9 protein-coding genes are annotated in these 13,282 nt (G+C 40.1%); 4 read left to right on the top strand and 5 right to left on the bottom strand.

Annotation, left to right across the window (positions count from 1 at the left end):
* Window positions 1–125 precede the first annotated feature (125 nt).
* A complete protein-coding gene (locus FTV27_RS07775) occupies window positions 126–839 on the top strand; it encodes a DUF2846 domain-containing protein (protein ID WP_180077873.1) in 714 nt (237 codons plus the stop codon).
* 129 nt (window positions 840–968) lie between these two features.
* Here FTV27_RS07775 and FTV27_RS07770 read toward each other — a convergent pair whose 3' ends face one another.
* Window positions 969–2,495 (bottom strand): fumarate hydratase, encoded by a 1,527-nt coding sequence (locus tag FTV27_RS07770; protein ID WP_078189659.1) that lies wholly within the window; start codon window positions 2,493–2,495, stop codon window positions 969–971.
* A gap of 739 nt (window positions 2,496–3,234) precedes the next feature.
* On the opposite strand from FTV27_RS07770, the gene FTV27_RS07765 reads away from it, so the two are divergent.
* From FTV27_RS07765 to FTV27_RS07755, 3 genes are all read left to right on the top strand, one after another.
* Window positions 3,235–3,606 carry a GNAT family N-acetyltransferase gene (locus FTV27_RS07765; protein WP_180077871.1) on the top strand — a complete coding sequence of 124 codons (372 nt, stop codon included), beginning with the start codon at window positions 3,235–3,237 and terminating at the stop codon, window positions 3,604–3,606.
* Between the two features lie 356 nt (window positions 3,607–3,962).
* Window positions 3,963–5,183, top strand: a complete 1,221-nt coding sequence (locus FTV27_RS07760; protein WP_180034916.1) for an OprD family outer membrane porin — start codon at window positions 3,963–3,965, stop codon at window positions 5,181–5,183.
* Window positions 5,184–5,232: 49 nt separating this feature from the next.
* Window positions 5,233–6,858: an alkaline phosphatase gene (locus FTV27_RS07755; RefSeq protein ID WP_180077869.1), complete on the top strand. Its 1,626-nt coding sequence runs from the start codon at window positions 5,233–5,235 to the stop codon at window positions 6,856–6,858.
* A 147-nt stretch (window positions 6,859–7,005) separates the two neighbouring features.
* Here the strand turns inward: FTV27_RS07755 and FTV27_RS07750 are convergent, their stop codons facing one another.
* The 4 genes from FTV27_RS07750 to FTV27_RS07735 form a co-directional block, all read right to left on the bottom strand.
* Window positions 7,006–7,680 carry a phosphatase PAP2 family protein gene (locus tag FTV27_RS07750; protein ID WP_180077867.1) on the bottom strand — a complete coding sequence of 225 codons (675 nt, stop codon included), beginning with the start codon at window positions 7,678–7,680 and terminating at the stop codon, window positions 7,006–7,008.
* A gap of 260 nt (window positions 7,681–7,940) precedes the next feature.
* Window positions 7,941–10,082: a phosphate acetyltransferase gene (gene pta, locus FTV27_RS07745; protein WP_180077865.1), complete on the bottom strand. Its 2,142-nt coding sequence runs from the start codon at window positions 10,080–10,082 to the stop codon at window positions 7,941–7,943.
* A 59-nt stretch (window positions 10,083–10,141) separates the two neighbouring features.
* Entirely contained in the window at window positions 10,142–11,359 is a 1,218-nt protein-coding gene (locus tag FTV27_RS07740) for an acetate/propionate family kinase (RefSeq protein ID WP_078192700.1), read from the bottom strand.
* 493 nt (window positions 11,360–11,852) lie between these two features.
* Window positions 11,853–13,118: a glutamate-5-semialdehyde dehydrogenase gene (locus FTV27_RS07735; protein WP_180077863.1), complete on the bottom strand. Its 1,266-nt coding sequence runs from the start codon at window positions 13,116–13,118 to the stop codon at window positions 11,853–11,855.
* Window positions 13,119–13,282 lie beyond the last annotated feature (164 nt).

Here is a 13,282-nt window from a genome sequence, read left to right as displayed (position 1 = left end):
CACACGTTTTTTATTTCCAAAAATAAAGGCAGAATGTTAATCTCAGCAGGATGGCGTGGATGCCTGAATGTAAAAAACTGAAAACAAAAGTGTAAAAATAAAAAAAGACGCAGTGAGGGATAATCATGCGTGGAGTTGCAATTCTACTTTTAAGCAGTGTAGCGCTGCTGGGTTGTCATGGAAAATCAGCCATTGAGCAAACGTCATTGGCTTCAACATTAAAGCCCGTGGATCCTGAAAGTAAACCGGGTCATATTGAGCAATATCGATTGGGTATGTTTACCATTGGTGGTTGGGTAAATCAGAAACAAGGTCGACATTTTCAAGAAGTGAAAGCTCAACATGATCAAGCAGCGATTGTGTATTTATATCGTCCAGACAGTAAATGGAATCGTCAAGAAATTGTGGCCAGCAGCTTATTTCTGAACAATGAGCGTATTCCAAGTTTATTGAATAATCATTATTACTGGGTGGAGTTACCTGCGGGGAATTACCGCTTATCGTCGAGTCGCCCTTTGGGGGTGAATCATTTTCAAAAACCTAAATATTTAGACTTTGATGTTGAAGCAGGTCAAACTTACTTCATTAAATATGATGAAGAGAATTTATCCAGTAAAAGAACGGTTTCAGGGCCATTGCTGCTCATGCCTGAAAAAATTGGTCGAAATGAAATCGCATTTACAGAGTTGAAATCCAACAGTTTTAACTTTGTGGCAGAAGATCAAAACACTGGAAAAGTGCGGAAAAGTGCGCAGAAGTTGAAAGCACCTCATTATGATCCTGCGGAAGATGTGCAGTTGACCAAGCCTTTTAAACTGTGGAATCCATTAACTTGGTAATGTAATTAGCTCGTGTTTTTGAGTGTGTGAAAATATTAAATAGCGAATGTCATTCGACAAACAGCCTAAATATTGACATTAAAAAAAGCACCCGATGGGGTGCTTTTTTAGATCTTGAATGTGGCGAAATTAGTTCGCAGCAGCATCAACTACTGGGATTTTACCAATTTTTGCTTGCCAGATTTTTGGTGCAGTTGCGTGAACAGAAGTACCATTTACGTCAACAGCTACAGATACAGGCATGTCTTTTACAACAAATTTGTAGATCGCTTCCATACCTAAGTCTGCGAAAGCAACCACTTCAGCTTCACGAATCGCTTTCGATACTAAGTACGCAGCACCACCGACAGCCATGAGGTAAGTTGCTTTGTTGTCTTTGATTGCTTCAACAGCAGCAGGACCACGATCAGCTTTACCAATCATACCGAACATGCCAGTTGCTTCAAGCACTTGACGTGTGAACTTATCCATACGTGTTGCAGTTGTTGGGCCAGCAGGACCAACGACTTCGTCACCGACTGGATCAACAGGGCCAACGTAGTAAATAAATTTACCTTTTAGGTCAACTGGAAGTTCTTCACCTTTGTTTAACATGTCAACCATACGTTTGTGCGCAGCGTCACGACCTGTATAGATTGTACCGTTAAGAAGTAGTGTGTCACCAGGTTGCCAAGAGTTCATTTCTTCTTGAGTGATGTTATCTAAGTCAACACGTTTAGACGTTGATGAATCCCAAGTTACTGCAGGATAGTCTTCAAGGCTAGGCGCTTGAATATGCGCTACACCTGAACCGTCTAATTGGAAATGCGCATGACGAGTTGCAGCGCAGTTAGGAATCATACCCACTGGTTTACCCGCAGCGTGACATGGGTAGTCTTTGATTTTGATATCAAGAACAGTCGTTAAACCGCCAAGACCTTGAGCACCAATACCTAAAGCATTTACTTTTTCGAAGATTTCGATACGAAGTTCTTCGATTTGGTTTTGTGGGCCACGACGAAGTAATTCGTCCATGTTGATTTCTTCCATCAATGCTTCTTTTGCAAGCATCATGGCTTTTTCAGCAGTACCACCAATACCGATACCGAGCATACCAGGAGGACACCAACCTGCACCCATTGTTGGAACAGTTTTAAGTACCCAATCTACGATAGAGTCAGAAGGGTTAAGCATTGCAAGTTTAGATTTGTTTTCTGAACCACCACCTTTAGCAGCAACAGTAATATCAACTTTATTACCCGGAACGAGTTTGTAGTGAATTACAGCAGGGGTGTTGTCTTTGGTATTTTTACGACCAAAAGCAGGATCAGCTAATACTGATGCACGAAGAATGTTTGAGTTTTCAAGATAACCTTGACGTACACCTTCGTTAATTGCATCGTCTAGGCTCATGGTTAAATCAAATTTAACGTCTAAGCCCACTTCAAGAAATACGTTCACAATACCCGTATCTTGACAGATAGGACGATGGCCTTCTGCACACATACGAGAGTTAATTAAAATTTGTGCAATCGCGTCTTTTGCGGCTTTGTTTTCTTCACGGTCATACGCACGGCTCATCGCTTGGATGAAGTCCTGTGGGTGATAGTAAGAAATGAACTGAAGCGCATCTTTTACCGATGTGATCAAGTCATCTTGCTTGATAATAGTTGTCATACAAATATCTCTTGAGCGGGCTGATAGCTAGCGGGCTAAATTATAAGACAAAAACACAGTTGTGTGGGTATTTCGCTTAATCTTTGGCCGAAAGTTTAATAGGGTTTAACAGTGCCATGTCTCGCTGTCATAAATGGCCTGAAAATGACGTTTTCACTGTCATATTTCATGAAATATTTGTCACAAAACTAGAGAGGGAGATATGTTTTTATTTTTAAATTGTTGAAAATAAATGATATTTATTATTTTTGAATATTTCGTATTTGTCATATAACTGTCATAAAACTTTTACATAATGACCTCATCAAAGTTAGAGTGTGAAATATATGGTTACTCCAGTGTTGTCAGTTATTGGTTTTTCTCTGTTTATCGCAGCAACTTGGTTCTACGGTCAACAAGAAGATCAAGCCTAAAGCTTTATCTTCTTTTTTTTGCTTTAAATTTGATAAAAATAATATTCTTCTTCAAATCTTCAAATCTTCAAATCTTCAAATCTTCAAATCTTCAAATCTTCAAATCTTCAAATCTTCAAATCTTCAAATCTTCAAATCTTCAAATCTTCAAATCTTCAAATCTTCAAATCTTCAAATCTAATCATGAGTAATAGCTAATTTTTAGTCTTGGCATTAGTTTGCCTCAGAGTGATAATCATCGTTGATCGCTAGAGCTTTCAATTTTTTACTAAACTTTAATTATAAACGCTAAATTTTGAAGTAATTACTTGAGAGATAAAATAAAAATGAGCTCTATTACTATACCTTCAACTGTTGAATCAGATTGGGAGATACTGAAAAATTTACGGCTAGAAGCATTACAAGACAGTCCCGATGCATTTACAGCAACTTTTGAAAAAACTAAAACTCATAGTGATTCTGAATGGCGTGATAGAGTTGCGCAAAAAAGACCATGCCAGTTTCTATTGGCATTTGACGGAATGAGAGCTGTAGGCATGGTTGGAGGTACTATTGATAAACAGCATGAATTTACTGTAGTTGCAATGTGGTTGTATGAGAATTATCGGGGAAACAGTGTTGCTGATCTTTTAATATCTAGTCTACAAAATATGCAGCAAACCAAGGTTATACAAAAATTGTACTTCGTGTTGAATTAACTAATTTACGAGCTACTCAATTTTATTCTAAACAAGGTTTTATAAAAGTTCTTGAGCAATCTTCTTTAATATCAGGCTCGAAGCTTAGCAGTCAAAAAATGGAGTGCTTGCAATTCTTTTAATGGTCAACTTTTTTCGTATTTAAGTGCTTAAAAACAAAAAAATAAAAAATAACTTTAATTTTTATATTATCAAATATTTATATTTAACATTTGTTTTATTTTTTCATGTAATTGTCATGGGATTGCAAGTGTATTGTCATACAGAGTCTTTAGGTTATTGCAGTATTTCTCAAGGACCAAAGAGGTTAGACGTTGAATTACAAAGCACTCATCTGCTGTATGGTTTTCACCCCCATGCTGACAATGCAGGCAGCACAAGCAGAATTTATTAAAGATAGTAAAGCAGAAATAGATTTTAAAAATTATTATTTTGATCAAGATCAAGAGCCTAACGATAAAGATTCGACAGTTTGGGGACAAGGTATTGAATTGAGTTATCAATCTGGCTTTACCGAAGGTCAAGTCGGTTTTGGTTTAGATGCTACTGCGGCAGCAGGTATACGTTTAGACGGCAGTAAAGATAAAGCCAAAAATTCGTTGATGTTTCCTTTAGAGGGTGATGGTAGTCCAACAAATTATTGGACACGTGCATATCCCACTTTAAAAGCGCGCTATCAGAAAACTGATGTAAAAGTCGGGGAGTTACGCCCTAATTTACCTATTTTAAGTCGAAGCTTTGCTCGCTTGCTCGAATCTGCCTATTTAGGTGGTCAAGTCACTTCTAAAGATGTAAAGGGATTGACTTTAACGGGTGGTTACGTCACTAAAGCAATTCCACGTGCATCACGAGATGCGTCAAAGCTTTCTATTAAAGGCGCGACCGAAACCAGTGATGGGTTTATGTTTGGCGGTGCGGACTGGAAGCCCAATAAAAATTTAACGCTACAGTACTATGCAGGTGAGCTAGATGATTTTTATGTACAGCAATTTATCGGCGTGAAACACAAATTTCCATTCAGTGAAAACCAGAGTTTTAATACGGACTTACGTTTATTTGATACTCAAGCGACTGGAGCTAATGAGCGTGGTGAAAAAGGCTATGGTGCCAAAGTAGATAATCAGACAGCCAGTGTAGACTTCAAATACAAATTTAAAAATCATCAGCTGCAATTTGGCGCGCAAAAAATTGGTGATGATGGCGATTTTCTGCATATGAATCAGGGCAGTTTAGATAATGGTGCGGATGGTACGTTCATTTATTTGCCAACAAATCGTTTGTTGCAGAACTTTACTAATGCAGGCGAAAAGTCCACATGGTATGGCTATCGATATGACTTCAATAATCAATACTTAAAAGGCTTAAATGTATCGTTCCTGAAAGTACAAGGACGTGACTTTGGTAAATGTGGTTGTGCAACTGAGTCCGAAATTGACTATACCTTGCGTTATAAAGTGCCGGAAGGCAAATTCAAAAATTTAGGTTTTACCGCTCAATACGGAAAATTCAAAAAAAGTACAGGAACAAAGCAGGAACAAAGCCGTATCTACTTGACCTATACCATGCCAATTTTCTAATCCAAAACTGATCAGATTAATTTATTAATAAGTTTATAGAGAAATAAAAATGAATCATATTAATTCGAATCGTCGTCAATTCTTAAAGGGTTTGATGGGAGTCGGGTCTTTAGCGTTATTTTCTGGACTGAGTCCAGTAAGCACGTGGGCAAATGCCAAATTTCCGATTAGCCCATTTCAATTAGGTGTTGCCTCAGGTGAACCTTGGCCAGATGGCTTTGTGATTTGGACGCGTGTTGCACCATATCCACTTTCTGTAGATGGTGGGATGCCGAAGGAAGCTGTTGAAGTGGATTGGGACATTGCTACAGATATTGAATTTAAGAAAATTGTGCAAACTGGGAAGGCGCAGGCACATCCTGACTTACATCACACAGTACATGTAGAGATAAGTGGTTTAGCACCGATGACACGCTATTATTATCGATTTAGATTGGCTGGTTATGAAAGTTCTGTAGGTACAGCAAAATCGGCGCCAGCAGCACATCAAATGCCAGAACGAGTTCGTGTTGCTGTAGTAGGTTGTCAGCATTATGAAACAGGCTATTACACGGCTTATGATTACTTGAGCAAAGAGAAAGAGATAGATTTAGTTTTCCACTATGGTGACTATATTTATGAAGGACCAGAGGGTAAAGGCGGGGGACGTGCAATTGGAGATCTAAGAGTTTCAATTCCTGCACGTCAACATATTGGTCCTGAAATTCAAACTTTACTGCAATATCGTATTCGTTATGCGCAGTACCGTGCGGATCCTGATTTACAAGCTGCACATGCCTCTGCACCTTTTGCAATGACCTTTGATGATCATGAAGTGGATAACAACTGGGCTGCAGATATTGAAGAAAAAGGCGAGAAGAAAGACATATTTTTACTGCGCCGCGCAGCAGCGTTTCAAGCGTGGTACGAATATATGCCTGTACGCTTAAAACAGAAGCCGAATGGTCCAGATATCCTTGCTTACCGTACTTTAGATTATGGCAAAATGCTACGGATGAATATTTTAGATACACGCCAATACCGTTCTCCAATTTTATGCACCAAAGCTCAGTTAGAAGATGGGTTTGATAAAGTAGATTACTGCCGTACGGAAAATAGCCGAAATGAGCAGATTCTTGGTAAAGTGCAAGAGCAATGGTTGGCGAAGCAAATGCGCCATGATAAGCGTTGGAATGTCTTGGCACAGCAAATTCAGGTTATGCCTTGGGTACGTTATAACAAATCAGGCAAAGCTTATTTTGGGAAAGATACGTGGAATGGCTATCCATACGCACGCGAGCGCTTGATTGAATCTATCAAAAAAAATGCACCTCATGGTAATACGGTAATTTTATCAGGAGATTTGCATCAATATTTTGCAGCGAATATTCCAAGTGATTTGAATGATTTTAAGAGTCCATCGATTGCGACCGAATTTTTAACTACATCGATAACCTCTACCGGCAATGGTCAACCAATCCGTCCAGGGCAGGAAGATGTGCTGAAGTTAAATCCACACATTAAATTTATCAATGATCAACGCGGTTATCAGACTTTAGACTTTTTTAAAGACTATATGCGTACAGACTTGAAGGTTCTAGACTTTGTTGAAAAACCAGGTGGAAAAATGACGACCGTCGCCAGTTTTGAAGTAGCTTATGGCAAGCCAGAACTGAAGCAGATTGAATCAAAATAAAAAGGGATTACTACTCCTGCTAAATTAAATAAAGCGCTTAGATGGTTCTAAGCGCTTTATTTTTATATTGGACATGCACATCTATTAAAAACCACTGCCCATGCATGTGATCTACTATCCATGCAATGGGACAAGATGCTGATTTTTTTAATCAGATTTTGTATGTGTGGCAGAAATGAGATGGTTAATTTCAGTTTTGGCTTTGATCATATCGGCTTTAAATTGTGGATCTGCCTGTAGGCGTGAAAATTGCGCTGCTCCCATAATACGGCCAGCATCGACATCACTTTGCCAATGCATATTGCACACGACTCGGCTTTGCCCAAATTCAATACCACGTTTAAGAATTTGACTTTGACGCTCAGGACGTAACTCTGCTAAGACTAATGCATATGTCCAACCGATAGTTGTATGTCCAGAAGGATAGGAAACATATTGATTTTTTTCATTTTCTTCTTCAGGGGTACAAGTGCTGACATTAAAATAGCTATATGGACGTTCACGGCTATATTTCTTTTTTGCAGTTTGAGTAGAGTATCTACTATCAAGTTTAATCTTTCTTAAAATTTCAAATAAAATAGGTGTATTTTTCTCATTAATTTCTACGCCAAATGCAGATGAAAAAGGTCGCCCTAAGTGTGCATTTGAAACATCAGCATCAATTTGTGCTTGCTGCCAGCGAGCCGTATTTTTCAAATATTGAGATTGTTTAAAAATACTTTGATCACGAATAAAATCTCCACTATAGGCTTGTGGAGGAGTAGATAATATTTCAAGACTATTTGGAGCTGAGTCAGGTGTTAGATATGAATCTGCGGCCATGGAGTGTGCGCTTAAGCAAACCCATATTAATGTAGAGATGGCACATGGAGTATAAAATTTTAAGTTTGTCATGATATAGCTAAGTTTTGAATAATTAAAAAAGCGCTCATACCATAAGCAATAATATTGACTCTAAGATGACAAGAATTAATAAGATGAAAATTATCGCAATATAAATAAGATTGAAATGTGGGAAAATCGGAATGAATAAAAAAACCACCCAATCTTTCGAAAGGGTGGTTTAGAACTCGAAACTAAAATTAAGCTTCTTGCTGTTCGGATTGGATTGCCGTTAATGCAATGGTAAACACGATGTCATCGACCAAAGCCCCACGTGACAAGTCATTTACAGGCTTGTTTAAACCTTGAAGCATTGGGCCAACACTGACTACATTTGCAGAACGTTGAACTGCTTTATAGGTTGTATTACCTGTATTTAAGTCAGGAAAAATAAACACATTGGCACGACCAGCCACTTTAGAGTCAGGTGCTTTAGAACGTCCCACACTTTCCACCGATGCAGCATCGTATTGAAGCGGGCCATCAATCAGTAAATCAGGACGGCGTTCTTTGGCAATGCGTGTTGCTTCAGCCACTTTCTCGACATCTGCACCTGCACCAGAAGTACCTGTTGAATACGAAATCATCGCAATGCGTGGGTCAATACCAAAGGCTTTCGCTGAATCTGCAGATTGAATCGCAATCTCTGCAAGCTGTTCTGCATTTGGATCTGGATTAATTGCACAGTCACCATATACATAGACTTCATCCGGTAACAGCATAAAGAACACAGATGAAACCAATGAATATTCAGGTGCGGTCTTAATCAATTGGAATGCAGGACGTACAGTATTTGCCGTAGTATGTACTGCGCCTGAGACTAAGCCATCCACCTGATCGAGTGCAAGCATCATGGTGCCTAAAACCACAGTATCTTGTAGCTGTTCACGTGCTTGTAGATCATTGAGTTTACCTTTACGCAGCTCAACCATTTTAGGCACATAGTTTTCACGAATCAGATCTGGATCAATAATTTCCAAATCATGTGGAAGTTCGATATTACGTGCTTTTGCAACTTCAATCACGGCTTCAGGTTTTGCCAATAAAATACAGTGTGCAATGCCACGTGATTGACAAATGGCAGCCGCCTGAATGGTGCGTGGTTCATCACCTTCAGGTAGAACAATTCGTTTTTTCGCAGCAATAGATTTTTGTACTAATTCATGACGGAATGCAGAAGGGGACAAACGGGGTTGATACGAACCATTCAATACTTCAGTAATCCACTCAGCATTAATGTGGCTTGAAACAAAGCGAGTCACTTGCTCTGCACGTTCTACGTCATCGACAGGAATTTCATTGCCTAAATTTGAAAGTTGTTGTGCCGTTTCAAAAGTGCTTAAAGGCGTATGTAAAATCGGTAAGCCTTGCTTAATCGCGGTTTGGCAGAAATCCAAAACTTGCGGGTTCGGTTGATGATGTTCAGTCAAAACCAAACCGGCAAGTGGAATACCATTGCTACTTGCAAGGCTAGAAGCCAACAACACATCAATACGGTCAGAGGCGCTGATAATCAGTTCACCTGCCACAAATTTGTGAAGTTCATGTTCAATATTCGACGCAACTAAGCTGCTATGTAGTACACGACGATGAGCAGCATCGCCTTGGTTGATCCATTCCGCTTGAATATGCGTCGCCAAGTCAGACATGCGCGGTACGCTGAGCGTATTACTAAATGGAACGAGGCCAATGACAGGTAGCTGTGTAGAACCAATTTGCGGATTACTTTGTTGTAATTCGAGCACAAATTTATTGGTATCACTGATTAAACGCAGATTTGGATCAAGCGTGACAGGAATTTGCGCAGATTCTTCTGGCAAACCACGTGTGCGCATAAACAAAACGCCCGCAGTACGTTCAGATGCTGCACCACCGAATTGGCGTAGAGAACTGTCAATTTTCTCAGCAGTTTTCGTGGCATTTTGAATATCTGCTGTGCTGACAATAATTACTTTAGCATCAAGAGCTTTTGCTAATGTCGCGTTCAGTTCTGAGGCAAAGTTATCTCGGCTGTTTGGAACCAAGCCTTCAACAATAATCAGATCATGCTTTTTTGCAATTTCACGGTGCAAACGAACTGCTTCTTCGAGCAATTCATCACTTTCATCATGACTCAGTTGTTTCACGATGGTGGCATGATGAATGGGTTCTACCGTTTCATTATTAAATAAATGACGATAAAGAGCCGTTGTACGGTCTACAGTATCTGCGACATTTTCCTGTGAAAATGGTTTCAGAAAACCTGCTTTGACCCCTTGGCATTCCAAAGCATAAATTAAACCTAAGCATGCAGATGTTAAACCTACACCTTCCCCAGTTGGCACGAGTAAAATTGTTTTCATACGGTGTCTAAATTAAAGCTAAAAATTAATATTGAAGGCGAAGGGGCTGATGCGATTGCTTATGCAATCGCAGCTTCAGCATCAGACTTTTTTGTAACAGACGCTGTCACCTCGTCTACAACATGCTCAGTTTCTTTGGCAATACGGCCTTCTTCATCGGTAGGAACAACCCAAATTTGTGGGCCAGTACCGTGGTCAATACGACCCTCAGTACCGCGTTTTAGGTTGTCATTTAATTCTTTACTCAGGTTGAAACCAAAGTGCGGTAAGTATGAAACCGTTTTTTCACGAATGTAGGCAGAATTTTCACCAATACCACCGGTAAAGAATAAACCGTCAATACGTGGTAGACCACAGCTGAGACCTGCCAAAGATTTTGCTAAACGGTAGCAGAATACTTCAATGGCAAGTGCGGCATCTTCGTTGCCTTGTTCCGATGCTTCGATCAACGTACGCATGTCATTTGAAAGATCAGACAAACCGAGTAGGCCTGATTGGCTGTTCAGCATCTTATCGATTTTGTAGATATCCCAACCTAAGTTGCTTGCAAGGAAGCTGTGAATACTTGGGTCGACATCACCACTACGTGTGCCCATCACCACACCTTCAAGAGGTGTTAGACCCATTGACGTATCTACAGATTGACCATTCCAAATCGCACAAGTCGAGCTACCATTGCCTAAGTGAGCAGTTAACCAACCACCTTGTTTAAAGCTGCCTGCCAACATTGAGCCACGCTCAGATACGTAGGCATGGCTAGTACCGTGGAAGCCATAACGACGCACGTTATGCTGTGTGTACAAGAATTTTGGTAAAGCATAGCGGTATGCATGAGACGGCATGGTTTGGTGGAATGCTGTATCAAATACGGCTACTTGCGGAAGTTCAGGGAACAAACGCATGGTTGCTTCGATACCCACCAAGTGAGCAGGGTTATGCAATGGAGCAAGCGGTGTTGCTTCACGAATACGTTCAATAATTTCTGGTGTTAATAGCTCAGCTTTGGTTAATGTACCGCCGTGAACAACACGGTGACCAATCGCTTGAGGATTATGGTGAGCCAAACGCTCTAAAATAGTTTCGAGGGCTTTTTCATGGTCAGCATGTGGAATAGACAGCTCAAGCGCATCACCACCTGTAGTGACCCCTTTAATACGTGCATCAGCAGAACCTAGGTTCTCGGCTAGACCAAAAATACGATCTTCACGGCGCTCAGAAACTAACGCATATTTGATAGAAGAAGATCCGCAGTTAATTACTAATACTGATGTAGACACGTTTAAATACCCGAATTCTAATTGAAATACTTATCCATAATGTTGATCTGATTGCAGTTGTATTGATTGATGCAATTTAGATCTGTGATGATGTTTTATCATGGGTTTTTTTATCGTCCTAGATAGACTTTAGGAGATTAGACTTAAGCACTATCGACCCTGAGCACAATAATAATTAAAATTTATCATTTCATAGTTTTCATTTATTAATAAAATAATCCTCAAAATTTATACGATTTAAGGGGTATACATAGAACATAACATGCGGTTGCTGCTCTGTAATCCTAAAATTGTTGCAAAAAAGCAGGTGATTTGAACTTTTCTTATTCTTCTTAAGCATTTAATTGTCAAAAAATCTGTTTTCGATTCTATATCCTGTGTGTTTGCAGGCTTATATTTCAATATGTGAACCCTGGGTCTAGTTTTTTAATTCGTCATAAAAAAAGCTGTGCCTTTACTCAGAAAAGCACAGCTTTCATTGTCTTATTGGGTGTTATTGGCGAATTTGACCATCACCAAACACAATCCATTTTTGAGAAGTCAGACCTTCTAGGCCGACTGGTCCGCGTGCATGGATTTTATCGGTTGAAATACCAATCTCAGCACCAAGACCATATTCAAACCCATCCGCAAAACGCGTTGAGGCATTGATCATCACTGAACTCGAATCTACACGCGCTAAGAACTGACGAGCCAAACTAAAGTTTTCGGTAATGATCGAGTCGGTATGGTGTGAGCCATATTTGTTGATGTGCTCAATCGCTTCATCTAGGCCAGTAACGACTTTCACTGCCAAAATCGGGCCTAAGTATTCGGTGTACCAATCTTCTTCAGTTGCAGGAACAATCGATTCACCCAAAATGCGCTGGGTTTCAGCACAGCCACGCAGTTCAACTTTTTTCTCAGCATAAAGTTCAGCAATGCGTGGTAAAAACTCTTCAGCGACATTTTCATCGACGAGCAAGGTTTCCATGGCATTACATACGCCATAACGGTGTGTTTTGGCATTAAGCGCAATAGGTAATGCTTTTTGCAAATCAGCCTGAGCTTCCACAAAAACATGGCAGTTACCATCAAGATGTTTGATGACGGGCACACGTGCTTCATTGGTGATACGTTCAATTAAGCCTTTGCCACCACGTGGTACGATTACATCGACATATTCAGGCATAGTAATTAATTGGCCGACCGCAGCACGGTCTGGGGTATTAATGACTTGAACGGCATGTTCAGGTACACCTGCGGCAGTTAAGCCATGTTGAATCGCTGCTGCAATTGCTTGGTTAGATTCCAACGCTTCAGAACCACCACGTAAAATAATCGCGTTACCTGATTTAAGCGCTAAAGATGCGGCTTCAAGGGTGACATTTGGGCGAGATTCGTAAATCATGCCGACAACACCTAGCGGCACGCGCATTTTGCCCAGCTGAATACCTGTCGGACGAAAGGCCATATCGGTAATTTCGCCAATCGGGTCAGTGAGTGCGATTACATCTTTCAGACCTTGGAGCATGCCTTTAAAGCGTGTGGGGGTAAGTTCTAAGCGATCAAGTAGAGCACTATCCAAGTTGTTGTTATGCGCTTTGGTCATATCCACTTGGTTAGCTGCCAAAATTGCAGTTTCACTGTTTTGTAAAGCAGTATAAATTGCTGATAAGGCATTGTTTTTAGTCTGGGTAGAAGCCCCTGCGAGCACACGTGATGCTGTGCGTGCTTGCTGTCCTACCGTTTGCATGTATTGTTCAATAGACTCTTGCATAGCGGTTTGATCACTTAGAAATTTCAACTCGATATTAACAGCCTGTGACTGAACAATGAAGCACTTAAGTGCACATTCGATTGCACATGCTGACCAGAATTAACATTTTGAAATTGTTTTTAGAACAAAAGTAGATAAGCGGCGGGGATATCAGTTGCTTGTAA

The organism is Acinetobacter sp. YH12251, assembly GCF_013417465.1.
Lineage (GTDB): Bacteria > Pseudomonadota > Gammaproteobacteria > Pseudomonadales > Moraxellaceae > Acinetobacter > Acinetobacter amyesii.
This window is presented reverse-complemented; position numbering and strand designations above follow the sequence as displayed.